Here is a 24,961-nt window from a genome sequence, read left to right on the forward strand (position 1 = left end):
CAGTCCGATCATTTGAAGATGAGGTCGCTGACAATGTTGACGGAGTTCCAGACGGACTGGCCCTTCGACCTCGAGTAATCCGTATAGATGATGTGCACCGGCTGCTCGGCGTAACGGAGCTTCAACCGCCCGATTTCGTTGACGATCTCGGAGGCGTGGGCCATCCGGTTCTGGGTCACTCGAATCGAACTCGCCGCCTGGCGAGACAGGGCACGAAGTCCGTTGTGCGCATCCGTGAGGCGCACACCTGATGTGACGTTCTGGAAGACGACGGCGGCCTTGAGGACCAGCCGTTTGATCGCGCCGGGTTTCGTGCGGTCGTCGAGGAAGCGCGACCCCACCACGATGTCCAGCGGCTCCGTCGCCAGGCGCCTGACCATGTCCAGAGCGTCCTCTACCCGGTGCTGCCCGTCGGAGTCGAAGGTCACGAAATACTCGGCCCCCGGGTCGGTGAGTGCGTATCGAAGTCCGGTTTGCAGCGACGCACCCTGACCTAGGTTGATGGGGTGGTGCACGACGTGGGCACCAGCGCGGCGCGCCGCCTGGGCCGAGTCGTCGGTGCTGCCGTCATCCACGCAAACGACGTGGGGGAACGTCTCCCGGGCGTAACGGATGACGTCTCCCACCACGGCTGCTTCATTGAAGAGCGGAATGACGAGCCACGTCTTTTCCGCGATTATCCGGTCCGCGTCGCTCATCGCCGGATCCATCGGACTAACGTCCCTAGTCATATCATCTGCTTCATAATCCATCGGACTTGGCTGTGCCTTTCCCATTCTCTTTCGAGCCTAGGCCCTTGCTCCCTGCGGGACGGACCCGGAACAACAGCGCGTAGGCGAACCTCAAGGCGCGTTGCGGAAGTGCTCTGAACGCACTTCGGACAAGCAGGTTCACGTACATTCGGGGCGTTCTGATCAGACCGTACGAGCGCAGGTTGCGCTGCATCTGCACCTCCGCGGCGAACATCCCGCGGGCGGACCGACGCTTGAACATGGCCGGGTCAGCCCGGAACAGGAGTAGTGGTTCAGCGAGATTCAGCATCGGATAGCCCCCGGCAGCCAGCCGGGCAAACAGGTCATAGTCCTCCATATTGGGGACATGACGCACGCCGCCGACCGCCAGGGCTGCGTCCCGGTCCAGGAAGAGCGTCGGATTGTTGATCGGGCTGTTGGTCAGAACGTATCGCCGGATTCGTTCTTCCGTGAGCGGCATCACCCGCAGTCCGACGATGTTCTCCTCGTCGCCCTCGAATTCCAGCATGGCGGCGCCGATCGCCGCATAGTGCCCACCGGATGCGGCCTGCGCCTGCATTTCCAGCCGGTTGGGCAGGGAGACGTCATCGGCGTCCATCCGGGCGACCCAGCGGTTTCTCGCCGCTTCAATGCCCGCCTGCATCGCGTAGGCCACGCCCCGATTCTGCGCCAGCGAGATTCGGCGCACCCGGGAGTCGACCCCGCCGAGTTCGGCCACGACCGCGTCAAGGCCCGTGCCCAAAGGCCCGTCCTCCACGATCAGGATTTCGTCGGCAGGGAGAGTTTGATCCTGCATACTCCCGAGGGCCCTGCGCAGATGGCCAGGCTCGACTCCGCTGTAGACGGGGATCACCACGGTGATCGGTTCGAAGGATTCGCCGACTGGGCTCACGGTACTATCCATCCTTCTGTTCGTTGCACCCCTTTGCCGGGGATTATCTGCGCTCACGACTAAGGTCGAAGTACCCATGGTATGCGGCCCATTAGACGGCGCGCGCACCCGTTAACGCCCCATCCGTCTTCCAGCTATCGGGGCCGCCGGTATTCTCGACGGAATCCGGGTCGCCTCCAAGAGATTGATATGACCGTGTCACACGAGCAAACCGTCACAGCCGCCGCAAAATACCAGTCGCGATGGAGGCGCCTCTTCATCGCCCTCTGGGTACCGGTCGTTCTGGTCATTGCCTCGTTCGGGATGTCAGCCGTCGTAACCGCGAACCACGGACCGGCTCTCTCCCCTGTTGACGAATGGGTCTATGTCGACTACCTGTTCAAACTTCCCGTACAGGGCATCGTGCACGAGGGCGAGAAGATCGGCAAGGAAGCCCTCGTCATCATGTCCTGCGACGGCGTCACGCCGTACGGCCCGATGGGCCCGGCGTGCGGCAGCAGCGTCGCAGACCTGTCGGTGTTCCCGTACAAGGGCGTCACGTCGGCCGATGCGTACACTCCAGCCTACTTCGCGGTGACGCGCGTGGTCGGAGACGCCGTCCACACGGTCACGGGCATCAATCAACTCTCGTCATGGCGGGTCACGGGGGCGCTCTGGCTCGGGCTGGCCTCCGTGCTTCTGCACCTCCTACTTCGGCAATGGCGCATCCGGCGCCCGGTCATCCTCGGGCTCGGGTTGGCCCTGATCGCATCGCCGTTCGCCTGGTGGACCTATACCTATATCAGCACGGACGCTCCCTCCCTCGCCTTCGGCATCCTCCTCCTCCTGACGGCGGTGAAGATCGGCCGGGGCCAATGGTCCGGGTGGTGGCTGGCGGTGATCTCAACGGCAGCGGTGCTCTTCAAAGTGACGAATGTTCTCGGCGTCTGCCTCGCTGCTCTGTACCTGCTCATACTGTGGCTGCTGGAGCGGAAAGAAACACACTGGGCCGGTTGGAAGACTCGCAGACCGTATCAGCGGAACCGGTCATCGCTTGGATTGCTCTTCTTCGCCGTCCTCGCGCTCGGCGCATCGGTGACCGCCCAGCTGGCTTGGCTGGCCTTCCGCTCAGCGGAAGCGGTCGGAATCCCCGTCGATCAGGCGATCGGCATTCCACTCACACCTGAGGAGCTCGTCTCCCAAGTCGCGACATTCCTTCCCAGCGCGATCGTCTCCAACGTCAATGTCACGGGCTCGACCGACCTCGCCTACGCAATTCCGGGCTTCGTGGTTGCACCGCTCACGTGGATCTGTGTTGCCGGGGTCCTGGGGGCGTTTTGGACCCTGCGCAAGGGATCGAAACTCACCCCGATCGTGGTGTCCGTTACTATGGCCGCTTTGTTCTTCGCGCCCATGCTCGCAATTATGATCCATGTGACGACCGGCAACTACTTTCCGCTTCCGCCTCGGTACGGGGCCTCGATCGTGGGGTCGTTCCTGCTGCTGGCCGGTCTCACAATTCGGAACCGCTGGGCCGTCGGCATCCTCGTGGCCTACTCGGTCGCCCTTTACGCCTACGTTCTCGTAAGTGCCCCGTTGCTGGCCTAAAACCCCAGTTGCAGAAAGAACTGGCCCCGTGCGCTGTAGGCATGGGGCCAGTTCTACGAAAACTACGGGATCGTGATTGAGGTCAGCCCCGTGTACCCCCGGTTCCAGGTGTCCAGGTGAGAACGCCGCCAAAGAACGTCTGAGTGCACACCGAGGCCGCGTTGCAAGTCATCTCTGACTTGGGCCATCCGAGTGTGCCGCCCAGGCCTCCGAGGGTGTTGTAGTACGTGCGCATCTCGCCTCGAAGGGCATACGCGCCGAACTGCTTCGACGCGGCGATGGCTCCCTTCTCGAAGGTCTGCACCGATCCTCCCCCGTTCGCGGCGACGAAGATCTCGCCACTGGTGGGCCAGCCCAGGACCCCCGTGGTTCCACCGGCCGTCGTATAGGCACCGTTGATGGCGGTCCCAACGATCGAGGCCCCTTGGGTTGACGACCAATACAGCGTGCCGCCCACGAACGTCTGTGAGCACCGCGTGGCATCGCCACAGACCTGATCCCCCGTGGGCCATCCCAGCATTCCATCGATGCCGCCGGCCAGATTGAACGCGGTGCGGATGTCCCCGGTGAGAGCGTGCGCCCCACCGTTCGGGGACCAGGCGATCGCCCCGTTCTGGAATGCCTCAACCACACCGCCGCCATTGGCGGACAGGGCAACGACACCGGAGGTCGGAAGGCCTAGCGACCCAGTCGACCCGCTCGTGCCACCCAGCTTGTCGTAAGCGCCCGCCAACCGTGCGTCTACGTACGCCCCCTGACCCGCCGTCGTCCAATAGAGTTTGGCACCCTGGAACGACTGGGAGCAGTCGGCTGCTCCGCAGAGCTGGTCCGACGTCGGCCAGCCGGCGGATCCGCCGATTCCCCCGACGGTGCCGTAATAGTCCCGAATGGACCCGGAGAGTACGTGCGCCCCGCCGCTCGAGGACCAGGCGATGGCACCCTTGGCGAATCCCTGCACGCGCCCGCCACCGTTGACGGTCAAGGTCGATGGCGCAGTCGTCGGCAGCCCGAGGCTTCCCGCCGGGCCTCCGGCAGCCGTGTAGGCCCCCAGCAGTGCGGTCGGAACGAAGCTGCCGCCCGCGGCGGGCGAGGCAAAGAACGTGCCGCCCGTGAAGGGCTGCGTGCACAGACCCGCACCATCGCAGGTCTGGGCGGCGGTCGCCCACCCGGGATCGCCGGTGACTCCGCCGGCTCGCGCCAGCTGGCTCCTGATCTCCCCGGACAAGACCCAAGACCCGGCCTTGGAGGACACGATGGCCCCCTTCTGGAAACCCTGGACTGTGCCGCCGCCGTTTGCCGCGATGCTGTTCGGGTCGGATGTCGGCCATCCGAGTGTCCCGGTGATGCCCCCCGCCAGGCCATATGCGGTGCGGATGGCGCCCGTGAGGACGTACGCGGTGGTACCGGTGGACCAAGCGATGGCGCCGTTCACGTAGCCGCGAACGTACCCGCCGCCGTTTGCCGTGTACTTGGTGACCTTCGTTGTCGGTGCGCCCAGGTAGCCGCCTGAACCGCCCGCCCGTTGGTAGGCCCGTTCGATGTACGTCTCGGGCCCTTCGATCGGGGAGCCGAACCAGTCCGAGTACATGCGCCAGAAATTACGGTTACCGTAGGAGCTGCAGGTGTCGCCGGACCCGTAGAGATTGGAGAGGCCCGCCTGGTTGGGCTGGTATGGCGTGTAGTTGTAGAGTCCGGCCGTGGCCTGATTCCTGATGTATACCGAACTGCTTCCGCAAGAGCTATTCGGGTGGTACCACACTGCGTTCCAGCGATCCGGTGCGTGACGCCACCGGGTCGGATTGTTGGCGTAGTACTGAAATTGCAGCGCAGCGGCGTAGACCTGGTTGAAGAAGCCGTAGTACGACGTATCACAGTCGGCCGTGTCCGGGCATCCGTAGCCGGTGGCACTGCGGTACTGACGCGCCGACGGCCAATCGTCAGTGACTATTCCCTGCTCCTTTTCGAGCAGAACGATCATGGCTTTCTGACTGATGCCACAGGCAAGGCCCACCTTGGCAATGATCTGCGCGGCCGACTCATTGGCTTGGCCCTGATAAGCGTCACAGTCGTTGGAGACCGCGGCGCGAGTTGGCGTGTCCTGTCGATAGTCCTTCAGACAGACGTAGCCGATACGGCACGTCGGCACCCTCTCATTGAGGAATTGCTGAACCTGGGACGCGCTCATGGCGGCCCCGTCGAAGAACAGGTTGTCGCTGATGATGTAGGCCGGATCAAAGAAGGAAGCATCAGCAGCCTGGGCGGCTGGCGGCGGAGCGACTGATACAAAAAGTGCGCCCGCGAGGGCCACCGCCAGCGTCAGCCCAGTCAGGCGTTTGAATCTCACAGGATCTCCATCTTGGTCGGCATGACGCCGGGTTGGCCAGGCGATCCCAGCAGCGAGAGATTCGGGCCCTCGTCTCCTACACCACTCCCCTGGAGGTAAGCAGACCTCAAGGCTATCGACTCACAGGCAATGCGGAGCCTGCAACACGACACGATTTCGCCTAGACTCGTCCTCGCCCATCCCCCCACAATCGAGAGTTGTTCATGTCATTGGCACAAGCCCGCGATCGCGAACAGCGAGTTGCCATGGAAGACCTCAAGCCGGTCGGGCAGTCGACACGCTTCGTCACCGGCACCTGGACCTCGATCAAGGATGTCTGGGCCAGCCGCGAGTTGACGTCCCTCCTCGTGAGACGCGAGCTCAAGGCGCGGTACAAAGACAGCTCGCTCGGCATTGTCTGGAGCTTGGTACGTCCGCTCGCCCAGCTTCTCATCTACTACTTCGCCATCGGCGAGATTCTGGGCTTGGCCCGCAGCATTCCCAGCTTCGCTATTTTCGTCTTCGTGGGACTCACCACCTGGGGGCTGTTCGTCGAGATCGTCCAGGGCGGAACGACCTCCATCACCAACAATGCCGGCCTGATCAAGAAGATCTACTTGCCGCGGGAGATCTTCCCGCTCGCAAGCGTCGGTGGTGCCCTTTTCAACTTCGGCGTGCAACTCATCATCCTAATTCTGGCCACCATCGTGGCTGGCCAGATTCCCATGGACTTCAATCTGCTGTACGCACCCCTCTCCCTGGCTGTACTCATTTTCTTCGCCACAGGTCTGGGCATCCTCCTCGCCGGCCTGAACGTCTACTTGCGTGACGTCCAGCACCTCGTAGAGGTGGCTATCATGGTCCTCTTCTGGGCTTCGCCGATTGTGTACTCATTCTCGTTCGTGCACGACAAGCTGCAGGGAAACTGGCTCGAACAGTTGTATCTGGCAAACCCGATCACCGTCGCCGTGCTCGGGATGCAGCGTGCGTTCTGGGTAGCCGGCACCACCGAGTCCACGTCACAGAACTGGCCGGACGACCTGGCCATCCGGCTCTGGATCGCCTTGGGCATCAGCATCGTGATCCTCTGGATCGGCCAGCGCATCTTCTCACGCATTCAAGGCAATTTCGCACAGGAGCTGTGACCCGATGAGCACGCCGACAATCATCCACGTGGAAGACGTTTCGAAGAGATTCGTCATGCACAAAGACAAGTCCATCAAGGAGCGCATCCTCAACTTCACCCGGGCGCGCAAGCACCAGGACGACTTCTGGGCGCTCAAGGACATCTCCCTCGACATCGCAACCGGCACGACCGTGGGACTTGTCGGACACAACGGTTCAGGCAAGAGCACCCTACTGAAGGTCGTCGGTGGGATCATCCAGCCCACGACCGGCCATGTCAGCCGTCGCGGCCGGATGGCCGCTCTTCTCGAGCTGGGCGCGGGTTTCCACCCGGACCTCACCGGCCGGGAGAACGTCTATCTCAATTCGGCCATCCTCGGCCTCAGCCGCAGCGAAACCGACGGGTACTTCGACGAAATCGTAGACTTCTCCGGCATCGAGGAGTTTATCGACACCCAGGTGAAGTTCTACAGTTCGGGCATGTACGTGCGGCTGGCGTTCGCGGTCGCCGTCCACGTTGACCCTGACCTGCTCCTCGTCGATGAGGTTCTTGCTGTTGGAGACGAACCGTTCCAGCGCAAGTGCATGGCAAAGATCGCTCAGTTCCAGGCCGAAGGCCGCACGATCGTGTTGGTGAGCCACTCCGCCGAGCAGGTTGGCGCACTCTGCGACAGGGTCGTCGTGCTCGAGCACGGGGAAATGCTCCACGACGGCGATCCGGCACAGGCACTGCGCGTGCTCCGAGGCAGTTTCTCCGACGAGCAGGTCAGGCATGAAGAGAAGCTTGAGGCCGAAGGCCGGCCCGAGCACCACGTCGTCGCCGTTCCGCAGGTAAGCGTGACCGCATCGGAGCAGGACAACGCGGGAATTATTGCTCCGCGCGCCGACATCCACGTGAGCGTGCAGTACGAGGTTCTCGAAACCATCGACCCCTGGCTGATCGGCGTCGCCCTGGAGACCGCGGTCGGCAACGTGGTCTTTCGGATGACAACGCGTGAACTTGGCGAGACGCTTCCGCTGGAGCCTGGTACCTACGCGCTGAACGTGACGTTCAAGAACCACAACCTCGGGGGTGGGTCGTACTCGGTCAGCGTCGGCATGGCCTACGAGGCCGGGGCGACGATCCAGGTCGTGAACCCGGCCGCCACGTTCGAGGTCGCGGACTACGGAGTAGGCCGGGGTGCGATCCGTTTGGACGTCGAATCCAGTATCCGACGGATCGAAGCCGCCCGGGCCGCCGGCCTCTCCTAGAAGCCGCGACGCACCGTACGCAGTTTCCGCAAGGTCCGGTTCACCCAACTGTGCCGGATTCCGTTCAGGGTGCGATAGAGCCGACTCGAATAGAGCTCGTCCAGAGTCTCGTTCATCGAGGTGAGCCTGTCCTCCTGCTCCAGGATGTCCGTCTCCAGCTCGACGATGGTGGCGTTGAGTTCGGCTGACGCGTCCTTGAGCTCGTCGGAGAGCGCCTGCATTCGGATCCACTCGCGCACATACGAGCCGAAAGCGGCCTGAACGTTTTCGTGCGCCTGAATCTGCTGACGGGTAAGGTCGCCGATCGCCCTGCGCCGATCTGAGGCGAACTCCAGCAGGTCGTCGAGCCGTTCCGGCAGAAGGTAGACGCGCGTCCAGTCACGACGCACCAAGGCCGCCTCCGCGACCGCGTCGTCGATACCTTCGGAGATCTCTGCGACGATCTCCGAAGTGCTCTTCGTTCCGGTTCCTCTGCCCGAGAAATTCTGCCAGCGCGCTTCCTCAATGTTCGCCCGGCTGATCCAACCCGGTCCGCCGAAATGGTCGTAGCAGTACACGGGGACTCCGGCGACGATCGAGTACTGCACCGTCTTGCCGATGGAGATGATCGCGTCCGTGCCGGCCAGGGTGTCCGGCGTTACCCGCCGCGGAGCGGCTCCCAGCTCGGTCTGGGAACCGATCACGTCCAGGACGAAGTGTTCCCGGAGTCCACCGAAGGCAGCGACGAGTTCGGGTGGGATGTGGTTGGAGACCACCGTGATTCGCCGCTCAGCACTCGGAGTCGGTGACACCTCGCCGAATCGGGCCGGCGCCGCATTGCCCATCACCTGGAGACGATCGGGCTCCACATCCTCGTAGACCCCCGTCCCGCGATGGATTTCCAACGATCGCGGCGACTCGAACAGGACGGCCGTGGCCAAGGACGATTCCAAGGCCGCAGCCATCGTGAACTCAGCCGGGAGAATCGATGACATGTGGTGGAACACGAACAGGATCTCGTTGGCGTGTTCCAGCACGACCACTGGGATGATGGAGTGCTGAATCCACGCGAGGTCAGGAAGCCGTGCCTCCAGGTTCGCAGCGAGTGCGACATCCCACAGCTCGAAGACCGTGACGCCCTCGATCCGGTCGAACTCCTCACGGATCGGGTAACCGAAGGAGTGGGTTGCGATGACGACTTCCACGCCCTGCCCGGCGAGGTACTCTGCGAGTTCCAGGGTCACGATCTCGGCGCCCATGTAACGAAGCAGGTGCGCCTGGGTGATCAGGATCTTCGACCCTTTTAGCTGCATTTCATATCCTTGGAAGTTGCGGGGTCAGTGCTGAGCAGAGGCACTCAGATTTTGCGTGCAGTCTCCAGCGATCCCGAGTCGAGGGCCGCCTGATCCGTGAGATCCGTCAGGGTCGACGCTCGGTAGCTCGTCCACTTCCGCACCTGGTAGGGGGGGTTCATGGCGAGCCAGAAGAACCGGCGCTTCCAGCTGAAGTCGGGGTCTCGGAGAATGCGCAGCGTGTCGCCGGCGATACCCCGCATGGTGAGGCGAAGTTGCGCTCGCCCCGTCATGGGTGGGATCGGGAAACCGATCTGGCGCAGACCGATGGTCTCGTCGAAGATCCGCTTGCCGTACTCGGCCAGGGTGAGGTCGTTCGAGTGCTCGACCGCCGCTCGACCTGCGTACGCCTTGCGATAGCCGGCCTCGATTAGGTCCTTGCCGAAGAGTTGGTCCTCTGCGTAGCGCACATCGCGGTACGGGATGGTGTTGAGCAGGAAGTCTCGCCGCGCGGCCGAATTGACGTCAGAGTAGAAACTGATGGCGTTCAGCACACCCTCACTCTGCACGAACGCATCCTTGTAAAACACGGACGTGCCCCAATCCGGTCCGAAGCCCGCGAAGACACCCTGGATCTCGTACTTGAGCAAGGGGAAACAACCGGAGCGGGGAATCTGCTTGCCCATCACGGCGACAATGCGCTTATCGAGCCGGAACGGTTCGAGCAACTCGCGCAGCCACTGGCGGGAGGCGGGGATGGCATCGTGGGTCAGATACGCCACGAACTCGCCGGTCGCCAGCTGGGCGGCGAGGTTACGGGTCTTTCCGTGGCCGAACTCCGAGTTCGGGATCTCGTGCAGGCGCACCGAGGAGAATCGGCGCACGATGTCGAGGGTTGAATCCGTCGATCCTGAATCGATCACGAGCACCTCGAACGCGCCGTCCAGCTCCTGGCCCAGGACTTCCGTCAGGATGCGTTCGAGGTAGGCCTCACCGTTGTAGGTGAGGATCGCGACCGTCGCACGGGTCGGGGTTACAGCGTTCTCATCACTCATTCGGGTGGTCTCGGATCTCTTCATAGGTCAGCCTGACGCCCTCGTCGAGCTCGGTCATATTCGCCGTACCGAACTCCGAGCGGTAGCGTTCGGTGTCGAGAACGACGCGGTCGACGAACGTGGGCGGGGCCGGTCGTTCCTCAACGGTGAAGTCGATGCCGGTCACGCGGCGCAGTGAGTTGATGATGTCGGACACCGAATAGCCGATGCCGCTGCCCAAATTGTAAAGGTCGAATTCGGTGTCCACGCCCACCATAGGCGTCACCATCCGAACAAGATCCTCCACATAGACGTAGTCGCGCACCATCGACCCGTTGCCCAGCCGGATCACCGGTCGCCCCAAGGAAATCTGTCGGAGTGCGATCGGGATCAGGCCCTGCTTCTTGTTGGGCTTCTGGCGCGTTCCGTAGGGGTTTGAAATGCGCAAGGCAGTGGACTCGAGTCCATGTTTGGCCTTGAAGTAGTGCAGGTAGTGCTCGATCGACAGCTTGCCGATCCCGTACGGGGAAATCGGCAGTGCCCGGTCGATCTCCGAGTACTCTGCCTTGCACTGCGGTCCGTAGATGGCACCGCCGGTCGAGGCGAAGTAGAACCGTTTGATCCCCGAAGTCGCGGCCGACTCGAGCAGCTCAACCGTCTGGGCGACATTGGTGCGGATGTCCAGGGTCGGATCGCTCTCGGCGGTCGCTGGGCTCGTGGTCGAAAGGAAGTGGAAGACGTAATCTTGACCGCTAACGGCGCCTTCGAGATCGGAGCGGCTGAGGAACTCCCCCTGCTGCACCCGCACGCCCGGGGCCGTAAATGTCGGTTTCAGGGAACTGAACCGGTCGAAGGCGGTGACGGTATGCCCGGCAGCGGCGAGTGAATCTACAAGATGGGATCCGATGAAGCCATTGGCGCCGATAACGACTGTATTAGCCACGCATAGCCCCTTCGAACGCCGCGAGGAATTGCACGCCGGAATCCGACCAGTTGACCTGAGCTACCGACTCCGACATGGCGATCGATCGTGCGACCGCATCGGGGTGGTCGAATACTTCGGCCATTTTGCGCGCGATGGCCAGTGGCGAGGCCGGCACGTATTCGATGAAGGGGTTGTCCGAGACCATCCGGTTGTTCGGGCCATCGTTGACGACCGGAGTGACACCGCTCGAGAGCAGTTCCAACGGCAACAGGGACATATTGGACAGCGACATCACGAGACCCGCGGCGCAGCGGTTGTACACGGCGTTGAGTTCGGAGATGTCGAGGCTCGAGAGGTTCGTGTACTCAAACGGGATATTCCAGTTGGACACGTCCCAGCCGGCGAGGTTGATGCGCACCTCGGGTTTGAGCCTGGCGAACTCAGCCAGGGCGAGCAACCCGAATTCGAACGCGCGGCGCGGCGTGACGGGCCTAGCGTAGAAGAAGACCTCGTTGCGACGTCCGACGTTTGTGACGCTGTAGTGAGTCTTGTCCACTGCGAAATCGAAATGGTCCGTGGTCATGCCATATTCGGTGGCGAGCTTGTGGGCCAGCCACCCACCGGCGGTGATGCCGTGAAAGCCGAATTTGTAGGTGTTGCCAGCCAGCAGGGACTCGGTGCCAAGCGGGTAGAAGCTGGCCTCATAGTCCTGCACGAAATAGAACCGGCGAGCATCGGACTTGTCAAGATAGGCAGGGTAGGCCGTCTCCCATCCGGTGGCGAAGAGGGCCTGGGTGCTTGCGTCAACGCCCTGCTCGCGGTCGTACATCGTGATGCGGGCCGCTACTTCCGGGTATGCCCCGGCAGACTTCAGCATCGCGCGGATGTCGGGGATGCTCACGGCGGCGGCACTCGTCGTGTAGAGATAGATCGAGCAGCGGTGCCCGGCTTTCTCGGCGATGTCGATGAACCGGAACAGGTTCTGGTGCCCCCCGCTCTCGAGCCCGGGAGGCGACATGATCCAGGCGATGTCTACTGGGCCTTCGTCGACCACGGTCGGCGAGACTCGCCAGTGCGGGGACTGGGTCCAATCCAGCTCCGCCGCATCCTCATTCGCGACGAGCATGATGGCCTCGTGTCGCGCGATCACCGAGCTGGCCTTCGTCAGGCTCCGCACGATGAATACACGCGCGCCCTCCGCACGCAGAACTCGCGCTGGACGAAGGGCGATGTGCAGCGCCTTTCCTACAAAAACTCGAGGACCCTGCTCGCGGATGATGCGCATACTCCGGTGGAACACAGAGATCCCCTTGTGGGTCGGCATCGGATCGGTATTAGTAGGTATAGACATGTCTGGATCACTCTATCAACCGGCCCGGGCCGGGTCGGAACCCGCCTGTCGGACGCGGCGACCCGGGGCAACACGGCACTGGGTATGCTTGACCCTGATGTCTAGCACTCCCCTCGAATCCACGGTTGTGGTCACAGTCACCTACAATTCGAGTTCCCACCTGCCGAAATTCCTCGACTCGGTGCGCACCAGCGAAGACCACCAGCTCACCGTGATCGTGGCCGACAATCACTCATCAGACCTCGAGGCCATAAGTCTCATTGTCCAGTTGCAAGGTGCACGCCTTCTGCCACTGGGTGAGAATCGAGGCTATGGCGGTGCCATCAACGCAGCGATCGCGTCTCTGCCGAGACACGTCACCTCGATCCTGATCTCGAATCCGGACGTCGAGCTCGGCCATGGCGCAACCAGCGCGCTGCTCGCAGAGCTTGCGGCCGATCCTCTCGTCGGCTCGGTCGGACCGAGAGTGCTCAACGCCGACGGCACCACGTATCCGTCCGGACGAGAGCTTCCCTCGCTCCGAAACGGAGTGGGGCACGCGCTCTTCGCACGCATCTGGCCAGCCAACCCGTGGAGTCGGTCGTATCGTGCCGAGAGCGAGGGTTCCGACGTGCGCCGCCCGGTTGGCTGGCTGTCCGGTTCCTGCCTCCTCGTTCGTCGCACCGCGTTCGAGGAGCTGAACGGTTTCGACGAGGGGTTCTTCATGTACTTCGAAGACGTCGATCTGGGCTACCGGCTGGGAAAGGCAGGGTGGAAGAACGTCTACACGCCCGAAGCATCGGTCGTTCACACCGGTGCGCACTCGACCAGCACCGAGTCCGGCAAGATGGTGCGCGCCCACCATGACAGCGCGTACCGATACCTCGAGAAGAAATACTCTGCTCCCTATCTGGCTCCGGTTCGCTGGGCGCTGAAGCTCGGCTTGACGGTGCGGGCCCACGTCTTGGCCCGCACCGGCCGGCTCGGCTAATCAGTCGTTCGCGGCGATGAGCCCGGTCAGATAACGCCCGTATCCGCTTTTCTGGAGCGGCTCCGCCAGCGCCTCGAGGTCGGAATTTGAGATCCAGCCGGCCCGCCAGGCGATCTCCTCGATGCAGCCGACCTTGAAGCCCTGGCGGTCTTCGATCACGCGCACGTACTCGGACGCCTGCATCATCGACTCGAACGTGCCGGTGTCGAGCCACGCCGTGCCGCGGTCGAGAACCTGAACGTGCAGGTTGCCCTGGGCGAGGTAGCGCTCGTTGACGGTGCTGATCTCGAGTTCGCCGCGCGCACTGGGCTCGATGGTCTTCGCGATCTCGACGACCGAATTGTCGTAGAAGTAGAGGCCGGGAACCGCGTAGTTGCTCTTCGGCTTCGTCGGCTTCTCCTCGATCGACAGCGCGGTCATGCTGCCGTCGAACTCCACCACCCCATAGGCGTTGGGGTTGCTCACGTGGTAGGCGAAGATCCGGGCTCCCACCAGGTCGGCGTTGCCGCGCAGGGCCGATCCCAGGCCGGCGCCGTGGAAGATGTTGTCGCCGAGCACGAGAGCGACGCTTTGGTCCCCGATGAATTCCTCGCCGATGATGAACGCCTGGGCGAGGCCGTCCGGCGACGGCTGCGAGGCGTACTCGATCCTGAGGCCGAGGTGAGACCCGTCGCCGAGCAGCGCCCGGAACTGGTCGTTGTACTCGGGCGTGGTGATGATCAGGATCTCGTTTATGTCCGCCATCATCAGCGTCGACAGAGGGTAGTAGATCATCGGCTTGTCGTAGATGGGCATCAGCTGCTTGGAGATGGCCTTGGTGATGGGCCACAGTCGGGTGCCGGAACCGCCGGCGAGGATGATTCCGCGCATTGTTACTTTCCTTCGTTTAGGGAGGTGTAGAACGCCCGAGCGTCGGCCCAGGTGGGCAGCTGACCGCTGGCGGCGGCTTCGGTCAGGCTCGGGGCATCCGTGTCCTTCGGGGACAGGAGAAGCTCGCCGGCCTCGGGCGGGAAGACCAGGCCGATGTCCGAGTCAAGCGGGTTGATGCCGTGTTCGCGTCCCGGGTTGAAGGGCGCGGTGACGAGGTAGCTGACCGTGGCATCGTCGGTGAGTGCCACGAAACAGTGGCCGAGACCCTCGGCGATGTAGATCGCTCGGCGATCCATGTCGTCAAGTAGGACGCTGTCCCACTGGCCGAAGGTCGGCGAGCCGACCCGGATGTCGATCACGTAGTCAAGCACGGCGCCGTGCGTCGCGGTGACGTACTTGGCCTGGCTGGGTGGGATATCGGCGAAGTGGATGCCGCGCACGGAACCGCGCTTGGACACCGACGTGTTGGCCTGGGCGATCTTGAGGCTGTGCCCGATCGTCTCCTCGAGACGGTCGAAGCGATACCACTCGAGGAAGACTCCCCGGTCGTCTCCGAACTGCTTCGGAGTGATTTCGTAGGAATCGGGGATGGAGAGTTCGCGGATCTTCACCGACTAAGCCTACCAAGCGCTTACCGGTAGAATCGCGGGGGCACTTTCATCAAACGGAACGGTTACCTCCATATGAAGATCCTCGTCACCGGCGGAGCCGGTTTCATCGGCTCGAACTTCGTTCGGCGCACCCTCGAAGACGCCTACCCCGGCCTCGAAGGAGCCGAGGTCGTCGTACTCGACGCCCTCACCTACTCGGGCAACCTCGAGAACCTGGCCCCCGTCGCCGGGTCCCCGCGGTACTCGTTCGTGCACGGAGACATCCGTGACGCCGCGCTGCTCGACGAGCTCTTCCCGTCCCTCGACGCCGTGGTGCACTTCGCCGCCGAATCCCACGTGGACCGCTCGGTGCGCGACGCGTCGATCTTCGTCGAGACGAACGTGCTCGGCACCCAGCAGCTGCTCGACGCGGCGCTCCGGCATGACCTGGCCCGGTTCGTGCACGTCTCCACCGACGAGGTCTACGGGTCCATCGCCGAGGGTTCGTGGAACGAGGAGCGCGCGCTCGAGCCGAACTCCCCCTACTCCGCCTCGAAGGCCGGCAGCGACCTGCTCGCCCGCAGCTACCACCGCACGCACGGTCTGAACATCTCGATCACGCGGTGCTCAAACAACTACGGGCCGTACCACTTCCCCGAGAAGGTCATCCCGCTGTTCGTCTCCAACCTGATCGACGACAAACATGTTCCCCTCTACGGCGAGGGCAACAACATCCGTGACTGGCTGCACGTGGACGACCACACCCGCGCCATCGCGATGGTGCTCGTCGGCGGCCGCGCGGGTGAGATCTACAACATCGGCGGCGGCACCGAGCTGACCAACAAGGAGCTCACGCAGATGCTCCTCGACTCCACCGGCAAGGACTGGTCCTATGTGGACCGGGTCGCCGACCGCCTCGGGCACGACCTGCGCTACTCCGTGGACATCTCCAAGATCCAGGCCGAACTCGGCTACGCACCGCTCGTTCCGTTCACTCAGGGACTCGCGGACGTGGTGCAGTGGTACCGGGACAACCGCAGCTGGTGGGAACCCCTCAAGGCCCGTGCGGAATTGAACTGATGACCCGCTACCTGATCACCGGCGCGGCCGGGATGCTCGGCCGCGACCTGCAGGCGGCGCTCGCCGGCCGCGACGTCACGGCGTCCGACCGCACCGAGCTGGACATCACCGACCGGGCCGCGGTTCTGGCCGGAGTCGTCGGCTATGACGTCATCATCAACGCCGCCGCCTACACCAAGGTGGACGACGCCGAGACGAACGAGGATGCCGCGTACGCGATCAACGCGACCGGTCCGCACAACCTGGCGCTCGCCGCATCCGCTGCCGGGGCGAAGCTCGTGCAGGTCTCGACCGACTACGTGTTCGACGGCAGCGCCACCGATCCCTACTCCGAGGACACCCCGCTCAACCCGATCTCCGCCTACGGCCGCACCAAGGCCGCGGGCGAGGCGTTCGTGCTGGCGGAGCACCCGGCGGGCAGCTACATCGTGCGCACGGCCTGGCTCTACGGGGAGCACGGCCCGAACTTCCCCAAGACCATGCTGAAGCTCGCCGCCGCCCGCGACACCCTCAGCGTCGTCGACGACCAGGTCGGCCAGCCCACCTGGACTGCCGACCTGGCCGCACAGATCGTCGCCCTGCTCGATTCCGACGCGCCCGCCGGCATCTATCACGGCACCAGTTCGGGCGTGACGAGCTGGTTCGGCTTCGCTCAGGCTGTGTTCGCAGCCGCGGCCCTGAACCCGGAACGGGTCACCCCGACCGACAGCTCGCAGTTCGTGCGCCCGGCTCCCCGGCCCTCGTATTCGGTGCTCGGCCACGACGCCTGGGCCGCTGCCGGGCTGTCCCCCATCCGCGACTGGCGCGAGGCTCTGGCCGTGGCCTCCGAGCAGGGGATCTTCGCGGACCGATGACCACACTGAAAGTCGTCCTGGACCGGATGAGCGCACCGGTTCCGGGCGGCATGGGTCGGTACACCGAAGAACTGACCCGGGCCCTGATCGCTGCGGCTCCGGCCGAGTGCGACGTTGGAGGAATCGTGTCGGCCTCGTCGGCTGAGGACTACGCGCGGATCGAGGCCTCCCTCCCGGGCCTGGCCGGCCTGCACAAGACGACGCTCCCCCGCCGCGAACTCACGGCGGCCTGGCAATTGGGCATCGTCAACAGCTCCGGGTCAGGCATGATCCACGCCCCGTCTCTGCTGGCGCCCCTGCACCGGCACAGCATCGTCAAGGACGGCACCCAGATGACCGTCACTATTCACGACGTGCTGGCCTGGACGCATCCGGAGGCCCTCACCCCGGCCACCGTCGCGTGGACGAAGGTCATGGTGAAACGCGCCCGCAAGTACGCGGATGCGATCGTGGTGCCCAGCCACGCCGTGGCCCACCAGCTCGCGGGCATCGTCGACCTCGGCGACCGGGTGCGCGTGATCGGCGGCGGCATCGGCAGCGGCCTCCGCCTGCCGTCGAACTCCTCCGCGACGGAGATCATCGCCGAACGCCTGACACTGCCGAACGAGTACATCGTCGCCGTCGGAACGCTGGAGCCGCGCAAGGCCCTCACGGCGCTGGTCACGGGCCTCGGCCTGCCGGGAGCCCCGGACCTTCCACTGATCGTCCTGGGACCGGCCTCCTGGGGCGAACTCGAACTGGCCGCCGTGGCCGACGAGGCCGGGCTCCCGTTCGGCCGGGTGCGGGCTCTCAACGGGCTGACCGACGAGGAACTGGCCGTGGTCATCTCACGGGCGTCCGTGTTCGTCTACCCCAGTCTGGAAGAGGGCTTCGCCGGCCCGATGATCCAGGCGTTCCACCTCGGCACCCCCGTGGTGCACTCGGACGCGCCTGCCCTGATCGAGGCCGCCGGCGATGCGGGGCTGGTCGTCGAGCGTGCGGATGCCGCCGGGTACCCCGAGCGTCTGGCCGCGGCCGTGACCCAGGTGCTGTCCGACACCACACTGGCCAGCCGTCTGCGCATCTGCGGCACCGACCGCGCCTCGGCCTTCACCTGGCGCGATTCCGCCGAGCGCATCTGGCTGCTGCACGCGGACCTGTAGGCCGGGGCCGGTCCTGCCGGCCCCGAACCTCGACCTCGCCCTGCACCAGACTCGACCGGCTTTACGAGGCCGGTTCCGCCGTGGGCGGCGGAGCCAGGGCGGTCTCGATCAGGCTGCGGATGACGTCGTAGTCGGGGTCCTCCGGGTCGATGTCGTTCTCCGGCACCAGCTCCACGGACTGGATCGGCAGCGCCTTCGTCTTCGATGCCAGGTCCACGAAATAGCCGAGCATACCCTGGGGGATGTCGGTCTTCACGACCTGGCTCCCGGCGGTGGCGATCGCCTGGAACTTCGTCAGCACGTTGGCGGGGCTCGCCTGCTGCAGGATCGCCTCCTGAACCTGCCGCTGCCGCACCATCCGGTCGTAGTCGCTCGTGTCGTGGCGTGAGCGTGCGTACCAGAGGGCGTGGAACCCGTCCATGTGCTGCATGCCGGGCTCGAACCAGAAGGCCACCTCGGAGAACGTCTCGTCGGTGTGCACCGGGACGCGGTGGTCGACGTTGATGTCGACGCCGCCGAGGGCGTCGATCAACTCGGAGAAGCCCTGCATGTCGATCAGCACGTAGTACTGGATCGTCAGGCCGGTCACTCCCTCGGCCGCGTCGCGCATGCCCTCGATGCCCGGTTCGCTGCCCTGATCGACGGCGTCCGGATACATCTCCGGGCTCTTCAGCTCGACCTCGGTGTAGATCGAGTTGAGCATGCAGGCAGAGACCTCGCAGCCGTCGATCGAGCCGTACCCCTCCGGGTAGACGGATGCCAACGGCGAGTCGGCCGGGAACGGCACGTCCTCGAGGTTGCGCGGCAGGCCGATCATGCTGGCCTGGCCGGTCTCGGCGTCGATGCTGACCACGGAGATGCTGTCGGGGCGCAGGCCCTCCCGGTCAGGGCCGGCGTCGCCGCCGAGCAGCAGGATGTTGTAGCGGCCGTCGGAGGGCGGCTCGGTCGGGCCGGCCACGAAGACCGAGGACAGGAACCCGCTGGCCGTCGTGGCCACGTAGGCACCGTACCCGGCCGTGCCGACCACGCCCACCATCAACACCGTCGCGAAGCCGGCGATGATCGGCCGGGCCTTGGGGGTGGCGCGAACGAGGCGCACCAGGCGCAGGGTGTCCAGAGACAGGATCAGCCAGACCACGCCGGAGAAGGCCAGCAGGAGCGCTACCGCCCACAGGCCGATCGAGTTCGTGAACACGGTCAGGACGACGGCAGGCCAGAGCACGTAGACAACCCCGGCGACCACCGCGAGGGTGAGCAGTGTGAGCGTCAGGCGGAGGCCGAACCGGCCGAGCCGACGGCTGCCGGCCAGCACCTGAGCGGAGCCGGGCAGCACGAAATTGAGCACGACGAGCCACCAGGCTCGCTTGGTCATGACCGGGGCGGACCCGACATCCGGATGCCGGATCGGCGTACGTGCACTACTCATAATCTGTCTTGGAGGTCCAGGTTCTTCTGCTCGACCTGGGCGGCGAGCATCTCCATGTAGCCGAGCAGCTTCACCCGGAGGGTGTCGTCGGCGATGGCGAGAACCTTGACGGCGATGAGAGCCGCGTTGCGTGCGCCGCCGATGGAAACGGTGGCCACGGGAACCCCGGCCGGCATCTGCACGATCGACAGGAGCGAGTCCAGGCCGTCGAGTCGGCCGAGCGGCACGGGCACGCCTACCACCGGCAGGGTGGTCACGGCCGCGAGCATGCCGGGCAGGTGGGCAGCCCCTCCGGCGCCGGCGATGATCACCCGGAGGCCGCGCGCGTGGGCGCTCTGGCCGTAGGCGATCATCTTCTCGGGGGTGCGGTGCGCCGAGATGACCTGCACCTCGAAGGGCACGCCGAAGTCGCGCAGCAGCTGGGCGGCGTCGCTCATCACCGGCCAGTCGGAATCGGAGCCCATCACGACGCCCACAAGCGGCGTCGGGGTGGCGCCGCGCGGAGCGGTCTCGGGCACAGGGTTGTCTGTCACGCAGTCGATCCTATTTGGTCAGTCCTGAAAAACAGCCGCTGCGGCCCGCGCCTGGTAGGCGACGAGGTCCAAATCGTCCCCACCGACGGTCACATGGCCGACCTTGCGCCCCGGTCGGGGGTCCTTGCCGTAGGTGTGCACCTTGGCTGTCGGAAAGGCCTCGAACGCGGCCGGGTAGCGGGACGAGAGGGTCTCCGACGCCGGCCCGCCGAGAATGTTGACCATGACGGTCCACGGGTCCCTGGCGTCGGTCGCCCCGAGAGGAAGGTCGAGCACGGCCCGGAGATGCTGCTCGAACTGGCTCGTCGTCGACCCTTCGATCGACCAGTGGCCGCTGTTGTGCGGGCGCATCGCCAACTCGTTGACCAGGATGCGCTCATCCGTCGTCTCGAACAGTTCGACGGCCAGCATGCCGGTGGCGCCGATGCCCTCGACGATGCGCACGGCTATGTCGGCCGCCGCATCGGCCAGTCGACCCTCGGACTGGGGCGCCGGAGCGATGACCTCGGAGCAGACGCCACCCTGCTGCACGGTCTCGACCACGGGCCACAGCGCGATCTGGCCGGACGGACGGCGCGCGACCAGCTGGGCGAGCTCCCGGCGAAACTCGACGAGCTCCTCCACCAGGAGGGCGCCGTCATTGCCGTCTTCGGCGAGCGCGGCGAACCAGTCATCCGCCTCGTGCTCGTGGGTGACCAGTCGCACCCCCTTGCCGTCGTAGCCGCCGCGGGCCGTCTTGACGACCGCGCGACCGTTATGGGCGGCCAGGAACACGCCCAGCTCGGCGGCGTTCTCAACCCGCGCCCAGTCCGGCACCGGCAGACCCAGCTCGCTCAGGCGCTGACGCATCAACAGCTTGTCCTGGGCATACAGCAGCGCGTCGGGGCCCGGGTGCACGGCCACGCCCCTGGCCACAAGCTCACGCAGGATCTCCTGCGGCACGTGCTCGTGGTCGAACGTGACGACGTCGACGGTCTCGGCGAAGGCCAGCACCACGTCCCGGTCGCGGTAGTCGCCCACCTGCACCGCGGCCAGGTCGGCCGACATGCCCTCGTTCTCGGCCAGCACCCGGATCCGGATGCCCAGGTTGACGGCCGCCGGAATCATCATCCTGGCCAGCTGTCCGCCGCCGATCACACCCACAGTCGTATTCATCGCTCCACCAACTCCTTGACACCGTTCATTCCCCGATACGGGTTCTCTCAGGCAGCACGCTGGGCCTCGCCGTAGACTCGGGTTCTCGTCTTCTATCTTTGCCCATCATCCGGAGGGATGCATGCCGAGTACACAGCGCCGATCAGCACGGCTCCTGGCCTTCGCCAGTCAGCTCGGCAAGTTCGGAGCTGTCGGCCTGGTCGGCTTCGCCGTCGACTTCACGGTCTTCAACCTGCTGCGCACCACGGTCTTTGACCCTGCCGTGCTGGAGGCCGGACCGATCTACGCCAAGGTTGTGTCGACCACACTGGCCATCATCGTGAACTGGATCGGCAACCGCTTCTGGACCTTCGGGTCGAACCGCCAGTCCCGCACCCTGCGCGAGGCGGCCGAGTTCTTCGCCGTCAGCCTGATCGGCATGGCCATCGGCCTCGCCTGCCTCTGGGTCAGCCGCTACGGGCTCGGCTACACCAGCCTGCTCGCCGACAACATCTCCTCGAACGTGATCGGCCTGGGGCTGGGTTCGGCTTTCCGCTTCGTGCTCTACCGGCACTGGGTGTTCTCCCCGCGGCGCGCGGCCGAGGCAAAGGCCGGCCGGGGCCGTCTAGCGGGATCCCCAGTGCGCGGTCTCGTCGGCGAGAGCTGACTGCTCCTGGCGGCGCGAGCCCATCAGGGTGCGCGAGGACTCCATCTGGTCGTGCAGCACCTGCTGCACGAGGGCGGCGTCAGGCACGTCTTTCAACACGAGCGGATGCTCCAGTCCGGCATTGATCAGCACGTCACCCGAGTGGGCCAGCGACTGCAGCCAGTTCTGGCGTACGGTCACGTCGTAGCCGCGGCTGTGCAGAAGTTCCTGGCGGGTGCGCACGAAGAACCCGTGCCGAAAGATGATGCGCCGGGTCGTGATCGTATAGCGGTTGTTCAGCCACGAGGCCAGCGGCAGCAGCCAGAGCAGCAGCACGAGGGCGGCTGCGGCGGCCAGCAGCGCCAGGTTCTCCCACGGCTCCGGCAGCGAGCCGTAGAAATACCCGGCGGCGCCGACAATGGCCAGTAAGGCCAGAGTGGGCCAGAACAGGATCCGGGCGTGCGGGCGAAGCCCGGCCACGACCGATTCGGCCGGGGGAAGCACCTCGGCCGTACCGAAGCCCGCTGTCTTTGTCATAACCCATTAATACCGCAGGTGGGTGACATCCCCGGCTGCGACGGCCTGCGGTTCTCCGTTCGCCTGGTCTTCGACGATGAGCCGGCCGCTGACGTCGAGAGCGATCGCGGTGCCCACGAGGTCGGTGCCGCCGGGCAGTTCCACCCGCACGACCCCGCCGATCGTGGCGCACAGCTCGGTCACCGCGTGCAGCAGCCCGCTCCGCACCGGGTCACCCTCCGCGTCGAGGAAGGCCCGGGTGAGCTGCCGTAGTTCGGTGAGGTAGCGGGCGAGCACGGCATCCGGATCGGGCGCAGAACCGGTCACCAGCAGCAGCGACGTCGACGTCAGCGTGGGCAGGTCGTGCTCGTCGAGGGAAACGTTCAGGCCGGCGCCGATGACCAGTCCCTGCGCGTCGGGCAGCAGTTCCGAGAGGATGCCCGACACCTTGTAGCCGTCGATCAGCACGTCGTTGGGCCACTTCAGGGTGACCTCGTGCCGGGGGGCCGCCTCGCCGGGCTCGTTCGCCCGGGCCGCCAGGCTCGCCTCGACGACCGCGCGCACGGCCCGGGTCATCGCCGCCCCCGCGAGAAGGGGGAACCAGCCGTAGTGGTCGATCGGGAGCGGGGCCGCGCCCACCCGCGGTCGGAGCAGCACCGAGATGGCGAGCGACTTGCCGGTGGGGGCGAGCCAGGTGCGGCCCAGTCGGCCGCGACCGCGAGTCTGGTTGTCGGTGACGACCGTCGACAGTTCGGGCCAGGCTGCGGCATCCTCACCCACCGCGTGGCCGACGAGAACGTCGTTCGTCGACCCGGTCTCGGCCAGGTATTCGAAACGTGGCACGACCTCGCGGCTGAGCGGAAACTCCATCTGGCACTCTCCCTGTGGCTAACTCCTGTAATTCTCCCGAATGGCGGCTCAAATGACACAATCCCGGCTCGAAACCGAGAGTTCTCAGGAGTTGGCCACGGTATTTCAGCCCTTGGCCACGGGGATGCGGGCGCACCCGACCAGCAAACCGGCCGGTTTTTGTAGACAATCGTCAACGATCGGGGGCCGGGGCTGGCCGGTAGAGTGAACCGCGTGACTGAGAACTCGCCCCTTGCGGGCCCCGACCTGTACACGACGGCTGGAAAGCTCGCCGACCTCAAGCTGCGCTATCACGAAGCCGTGACCGCCAGCGGCGAGGCCGCGATCGAGAAACAGCACGCCAAGGGCAAGATGACCGCCCGGGAGCGGATCGAGCTGCTCCTCGACCAGGGCTCCTTCGTCGAGCTCGACGAGTTCGTGCGGCACCGCACGCACGCGTTCGGCATGGAGAAGAAGCGGCCCTACGGCGACGCCGTCGTCACGGGCACCGGCACCATCCACGGCCGCCAGGTCTGCGTGTACTCGCAGGACTTCACCATCTTCGGCGGTTCGCTCGGCGAGGTCGCCGGCGAGAAGATCATCAAGGTGATGGACCTCGCCCTCAAGACCGGGGTGCCCATCATCGGCATCCTCGACTCCGGCGGAGCCCGCATCCAGGAGGGTGTCGTCGCCCTCGGCAAGTACGGCGAGATCTTCCGCCGCAACACGGCCGCGTCCGGCGTCATCCCCCAGATCTCGATCATCTGCGGCCCGGCCGCCGGCGGCGCCGTCTACTCCCCCGCCCTGACCGACTTCGTGATCATGGTCGACAAGACCAGCCAGATGTTCGTCACCGGCCCCGACGTGATCAAGACCGTCACCGGCGAAGACGTCGGCATGGAGGAGCTCGGCGGCGCGCTCACCCACAACACGATCTCCGGGGTGGCGCACTACCTGGCCAGCGACGAACCCGACGCCCTCGACTACGCCCGCACCCTGCTCAGCTACCTGCCGGACAACAATCTGGCCGACCTGCCCGTGTTCGACAGCGACATCGAACTCGAGACGACGGATGCCGATCGGTCGTTGAACACGATCATCCCCGACTCCGCGCACCAGCCCTACGACGTGAAGACCGTGATCGAGCACATCGTCGACCATGGTGACTTCCTCGAGACTCAGCCCTTGTTCGCACCGAACATCGTCGTCGGCTTCGCCCGGGTCGAGGGACGTTCGATCGGTATCGTCGCCAACCAACCCAATGCCATGGCCGGCACGCTCAACATCCCGGCCGGCGAGAAGGCGGCCCGTTTCGTGCGGTTCTGCGACGCGTTCTCGATTCCGATCCTCACCCTGGTCGACGTGCCCGGGTTCCTGCCCGGCACCGACCAGGAGTGGACCGGAATCATCCGCCGCGGCGCCAAGCTGCTCTATGCCTACGCGGAGGCGACCGTGCCTCTGGTCACCGTCATCCTGCGCAAGGCCTACGGCGGCGCGTACATCGTGATGGGCTCCAAGCAGCTCGGCGCGGACATCAACCTGGCCTGGCCGACCGCGGAGATCGCCGTGATGGGTGGACAGGGCGCCGTGAACATCCTGTATCGCGCCGAGATCAAGAAGGCCGAGGCAGCCGAGGAAGATGTCGCCGCCGTGCGCACCCGCCTGGCCAACGAGTACACCTACAACGTGGCCAGCCCGTTTCTGGCGGCCGAGCGCGGCGAGCTGGACGGCATTATCGAGCCGGCCACGACGCGCGTCGCGGTGACCAAGGCACTGCGCGCCCTGCGCACCAAGCGAGCGAGCCTGCCGCCCAAGAAGCACGGGAACATTCCGCTGTAAG

23 protein-coding genes are annotated in these 24,961 nt (G+C 65.1%); 9 read left to right on the top strand and 14 right to left on the bottom strand.

Going from position 1 to position 24,961, the window contains the following annotated elements; translation table 11 throughout:
• Window positions 1-8 precede the first annotated feature (8 nt).
• Entirely contained in the window at window positions 9-698 is a 690-nt protein-coding gene (locus E3T28_RS07395; RefSeq protein WP_241979220.1) for a glycosyltransferase family 2 protein, read from the bottom strand.
• A 43-nt stretch (window positions 699-741) separates the two neighbouring features.
• A complete protein-coding gene (locus E3T28_RS07400) occupies window positions 742-1,701 on the bottom strand; it encodes a glycosyltransferase (RefSeq protein WP_166786956.1) in 960 nt (319 codons plus the stop codon).
• Window positions 1,702-1,833: 132 nt separating this feature from the next.
• Between E3T28_RS07400 and E3T28_RS07405 the strand changes: the two genes are divergently transcribed.
• Window positions 1,834-3,231, top strand: coding sequence for a hypothetical protein (locus tag E3T28_RS07405; RefSeq protein WP_134429399.1), 1,398 nt, complete (start codon window positions 1,834-1,836; stop codon window positions 3,229-3,231).
• A gap of 82 nt (window positions 3,232-3,313) precedes the next feature.
• Here E3T28_RS07405 and E3T28_RS07410 read toward each other — a convergent pair whose 3' ends face one another.
• Window positions 3,314-5,575 (bottom strand): hypothetical protein, encoded by a 2,262-nt coding sequence (locus tag E3T28_RS07410; RefSeq protein ID WP_134429401.1) that lies wholly within the window; start codon window positions 5,573-5,575, stop codon window positions 3,314-3,316.
• Between the two features lie 203 nt (window positions 5,576-5,778).
• Here E3T28_RS07410 and E3T28_RS07415 point away from each other — a divergent pair, with 203 nt between their 5' ends.
• Window positions 5,779-6,699: an ABC transporter permease gene (locus E3T28_RS07415; protein ID WP_134429403.1), complete on the top strand. Its 921-nt coding sequence runs from the start codon at window positions 5,779-5,781 to the stop codon at window positions 6,697-6,699.
• Window positions 6,700-6,703: 4 nt separating this feature from the next.
• Window positions 6,704-7,930 (top strand): ABC transporter ATP-binding protein, encoded by a 1,227-nt coding sequence (locus E3T28_RS07420; protein WP_134429405.1) that lies wholly within the window; start codon window positions 6,704-6,706, stop codon window positions 7,928-7,930.
• Here E3T28_RS07420 and E3T28_RS07425 read toward each other — a convergent pair.
• Genes E3T28_RS07425 through E3T28_RS07440 form a run of 4 tightly spaced genes read right to left on the bottom strand, consistent with a single transcriptional unit; the run spans window position 7,927 to window position 12,511 of the window.
• Entirely contained in the window at window positions 7,927-9,222 is a 1,296-nt protein-coding gene (locus E3T28_RS07425) for a glycosyltransferase family 4 protein (protein ID WP_134429407.1), read from the bottom strand. The two genes, E3T28_RS07420 and E3T28_RS07425, sit on opposite strands and share 4 nt — an antisense overlap.
• Window positions 9,223-9,266: 44 nt before the next feature.
• On the bottom strand, window positions 9,267-10,256 hold the full coding sequence (locus E3T28_RS07430; RefSeq protein ID WP_134429409.1) for a glycosyltransferase family 2 protein: 990 nt from the start codon (window positions 10,254-10,256) through the stop codon (window positions 9,267-9,269).
• Complete coding sequence (locus E3T28_RS07435) at window positions 10,249-11,178, bottom strand: NAD-dependent epimerase/dehydratase family protein (RefSeq protein WP_134429411.1); 930 nt, start codon at window positions 11,176-11,178, stop codon at window positions 10,249-10,251. The genes E3T28_RS07430 and E3T28_RS07435 overlap by 8 nt, the downstream gene beginning before the upstream one ends.
• Window positions 11,171-12,511, bottom strand: a complete 1,341-nt coding sequence (locus tag E3T28_RS07440; RefSeq protein ID WP_135102704.1) for a rhamnosyltransferase WsaF family glycosyltransferase — start codon at window positions 12,509-12,511, stop codon at window positions 11,171-11,173. The genes E3T28_RS07435 and E3T28_RS07440 overlap by 8 nt, the downstream gene beginning before the upstream one ends.
• 97 nt (window positions 12,512-12,608) lie before the next feature.
• Here E3T28_RS07440 and E3T28_RS07445 point away from each other — a divergent pair, with 97 nt between their 5' ends.
• Window positions 12,609-13,481 carry a glycosyltransferase family 2 protein gene (locus E3T28_RS07445; protein ID WP_134429415.1) on the top strand — a complete coding sequence of 291 codons (873 nt, stop codon included), beginning with the start codon at window positions 12,609-12,611 and terminating at the stop codon, window positions 13,479-13,481.
• Here the strand turns inward: E3T28_RS07445 and rfbA are convergent, their stop codons facing one another.
• Window positions 13,482-14,351: a glucose-1-phosphate thymidylyltransferase RfbA gene (gene rfbA / locus E3T28_RS07450; RefSeq protein WP_134429417.1), complete on the bottom strand. Its 870-nt coding sequence runs from the start codon at window positions 14,349-14,351 to the stop codon at window positions 13,482-13,484.
• Window positions 14,352-14,353: 2 nt separating this feature from the next.
• Window positions 14,354-14,962 (bottom strand): dTDP-4-dehydrorhamnose 3,5-epimerase family protein, encoded by a 609-nt coding sequence (locus E3T28_RS07455; RefSeq protein ID WP_134429419.1) that lies wholly within the window; start codon window positions 14,960-14,962, stop codon window positions 14,354-14,356.
• 72 nt (window positions 14,963-15,034) lie between these two features.
• Between E3T28_RS07455 and rfbB the strand changes: the two genes are divergently transcribed.
• The 3 genes from rfbB to E3T28_RS07470 are packed head-to-tail and all read left to right on the top strand — an operon-like array spanning window position 15,035 to window position 18,017.
• The gene (rfbB, locus tag E3T28_RS07460) at window positions 15,035-16,021 is read left to right on the top strand and encodes a dTDP-glucose 4,6-dehydratase (RefSeq protein ID WP_134429421.1); all 987 of its coding nucleotides are present in this window, start codon (window positions 15,035-15,037) and stop codon (window positions 16,019-16,021) included.
• On the top strand, window positions 16,021-16,875 hold the full coding sequence (gene rfbD, locus E3T28_RS07465; protein ID WP_134429423.1) for a dTDP-4-dehydrorhamnose reductase: 855 nt from the start codon (window positions 16,021-16,023) through the stop codon (window positions 16,873-16,875). Before rfbB ends, rfbD begins: the two co-directional genes overlap by 1 nt.
• The gene (locus tag E3T28_RS07470; RefSeq protein ID WP_134429424.1) at window positions 16,872-18,017 is read left to right on the top strand and encodes a glycosyltransferase family 4 protein; all 1,146 of its coding nucleotides are present in this window, start codon (window positions 16,872-16,874) and stop codon (window positions 18,015-18,017) included. The genes rfbD and E3T28_RS07470 overlap by 4 nt, the downstream gene beginning before the upstream one ends.
• A 61-nt stretch (window positions 18,018-18,078) precedes the next feature.
• On the opposite strand, the gene E3T28_RS07475 is transcribed toward E3T28_RS07470, so the two are convergent.
• The 3 genes from E3T28_RS07475 to E3T28_RS07485 form a co-directional block, all read right to left on the bottom strand.
• Window positions 18,079-19,443, bottom strand: coding sequence for an LCP family protein (locus E3T28_RS07475; protein ID WP_241979221.1), 1,365 nt, complete (start codon window positions 19,441-19,443; stop codon window positions 18,079-18,081).
• Window positions 19,440-19,907 (bottom strand): 5-(carboxyamino)imidazole ribonucleotide mutase, encoded by a 468-nt coding sequence (gene purE, locus E3T28_RS07480; protein ID WP_134429548.1) that lies wholly within the window; start codon window positions 19,905-19,907, stop codon window positions 19,440-19,442. Before purE ends, E3T28_RS07475 begins: the two co-directional genes overlap by 4 nt.
• An 87-nt stretch (window positions 19,908-19,994) precedes the next feature.
• Window positions 19,995-21,131, bottom strand: a complete 1,137-nt coding sequence (locus E3T28_RS07485) for a 5-(carboxyamino)imidazole ribonucleotide synthase (protein WP_134429426.1) — start codon at window positions 21,129-21,131, stop codon at window positions 19,995-19,997.
• 121 nt (window positions 21,132-21,252) lie between these two features.
• Between E3T28_RS07485 and E3T28_RS07490 the strand changes: the two genes are divergently transcribed.
• On the top strand, window positions 21,253-21,777 hold the full coding sequence (locus tag E3T28_RS07490; RefSeq protein WP_134429428.1) for a GtrA family protein: 525 nt from the start codon (window positions 21,253-21,255) through the stop codon (window positions 21,775-21,777).
• On the opposite strand, the gene E3T28_RS07495 is transcribed toward E3T28_RS07490, so the two are convergent.
• Together E3T28_RS07495 and E3T28_RS07500 are read right to left on the bottom strand one after the other, a co-directional pair.
• Window positions 21,736-22,293: a PH domain-containing protein gene (locus E3T28_RS07495; RefSeq protein WP_241979222.1), complete on the bottom strand. Its 558-nt coding sequence runs from the start codon at window positions 22,291-22,293 to the stop codon at window positions 21,736-21,738. The genes E3T28_RS07490 and E3T28_RS07495 overlap by 42 nt on opposite strands.
• A 6-nt stretch (window positions 22,294-22,299) precedes the next feature.
• Window positions 22,300-23,142: a biotin--[acetyl-CoA-carboxylase] ligase gene (locus E3T28_RS07500; RefSeq protein WP_134429430.1), complete on the bottom strand. Its 843-nt coding sequence runs from the start codon at window positions 23,140-23,142 to the stop codon at window positions 22,300-22,302.
• A 204-nt stretch (window positions 23,143-23,346) separates the two neighbouring features.
• Between E3T28_RS07500 and E3T28_RS07505 the strand changes: the two genes are divergently transcribed.
• Window positions 23,347-24,960 carry an acyl-CoA carboxylase subunit beta gene (locus tag E3T28_RS07505; protein WP_420898264.1) on the top strand — a complete coding sequence of 538 codons (1,614 nt, stop codon included), beginning with the start codon at window positions 23,347-23,349 and terminating at the stop codon, window positions 24,958-24,960.
• The last annotated feature ends 1 nt before the right edge of the window (window position 24,961 follow it).

Source organism: Cryobacterium sinapicolor, assembly GCF_004403465.1.
GTDB lineage: Bacteria > Actinomycetota > Actinomycetes > Actinomycetales > Microbacteriaceae > Cryobacterium > Cryobacterium sinapicolor.

What these genes read in the sequence shown, in the direction of transcription:
- E3T28_RS07395 (WP_241979220.1), bottom strand. Translation starts at nt 698, where the DNA reads ATGAGCGACGCGGACCGGATAATCGCGGAAAAGACGTGGCTCGTCATT.
- E3T28_RS07405 (WP_134429399.1), top strand. Translation starts at nt 1,834, where the DNA reads ATGACCGTGTCACACGAGCAAACCGTCACAGCCGCCGCAAAATACCAG.
- E3T28_RS07415 (WP_134429403.1), top strand. Translation starts at nt 5,779, where the DNA reads ATGTCATTGGCACAAGCCCGCGATCGCGAACAGCGAGTTGCCATGGAA.
- E3T28_RS07420 (WP_134429405.1), top strand. Translation starts at nt 6,704, where the DNA reads ATGAGCACGCCGACAATCATCCACGTGGAAGACGTTTCGAAGAGATTC.
- E3T28_RS07425 (WP_134429407.1), bottom strand. Translation starts at nt 9,222, where the DNA reads ATGCAGCTAAAAGGGTCGAAGATCCTGATCACCCAGGCGCACCTGCTT.
- E3T28_RS07430 (WP_134429409.1), bottom strand. Translation starts at nt 10,256, where the DNA reads ATGAGTGATGAGAACGCTGTAACCCCGACCCGTGCGACGGTCGCGATC.
- E3T28_RS07440 (WP_135102704.1), bottom strand. Translation starts at nt 12,511, where the DNA reads ATGTCTATACCTACTAATACCGATCCGATGCCGACCCACAAGGGGATC.
- E3T28_RS07445 (WP_134429415.1), top strand. Translation starts at nt 12,609, where the DNA reads ATGTCTAGCACTCCCCTCGAATCCACGGTTGTGGTCACAGTCACCTAC.
- rfbA (WP_134429417.1), bottom strand. Translation starts at nt 14,351, where the DNA reads ATGCGCGGAATCATCCTCGCCGGCGGTTCCGGCACCCGACTGTGGCCC.
- rfbB (WP_134429421.1), top strand. Translation starts at nt 15,035, where the DNA reads ATGAAGATCCTCGTCACCGGCGGAGCCGGTTTCATCGGCTCGAACTTC.
- rfbD (WP_134429423.1), top strand. Translation starts at nt 16,021, where the DNA reads ATGACCCGCTACCTGATCACCGGCGCGGCCGGGATGCTCGGCCGCGAC.
- E3T28_RS07470 (WP_134429424.1), top strand. Translation starts at nt 16,872, where the DNA reads ATGACCACACTGAAAGTCGTCCTGGACCGGATGAGCGCACCGGTTCCG.
- E3T28_RS07475 (WP_241979221.1), bottom strand. Translation starts at nt 19,443, where the DNA reads ATGAGTAGTGCACGTACGCCGATCCGGCATCCGGATGTCGGGTCCGCC.
- purE (WP_134429548.1), bottom strand. Translation starts at nt 19,907, where the DNA reads ATGGGCTCCGATTCCGACTGGCCGGTGATGAGCGACGCCGCCCAGCTG.
- E3T28_RS07485 (WP_134429426.1), bottom strand. Translation starts at nt 21,131, where the DNA reads ATGAATACGACTGTGGGTGTGATCGGCGGCGGACAGCTGGCCAGGATG.
- E3T28_RS07490 (WP_134429428.1), top strand. Translation starts at nt 21,253, where the DNA reads ATGCCGAGTACACAGCGCCGATCAGCACGGCTCCTGGCCTTCGCCAGT.
- E3T28_RS07495 (WP_241979222.1), bottom strand. Translation starts at nt 22,293, where the DNA reads ATGACAAAGACAGCGGGCTTCGGTACGGCCGAGGTGCTTCCCCCGGCC.
- E3T28_RS07500 (WP_134429430.1), bottom strand. Translation starts at nt 23,142, where the DNA reads ATGGAGTTTCCGCTCAGCCGCGAGGTCGTGCCACGTTTCGAATACCTG.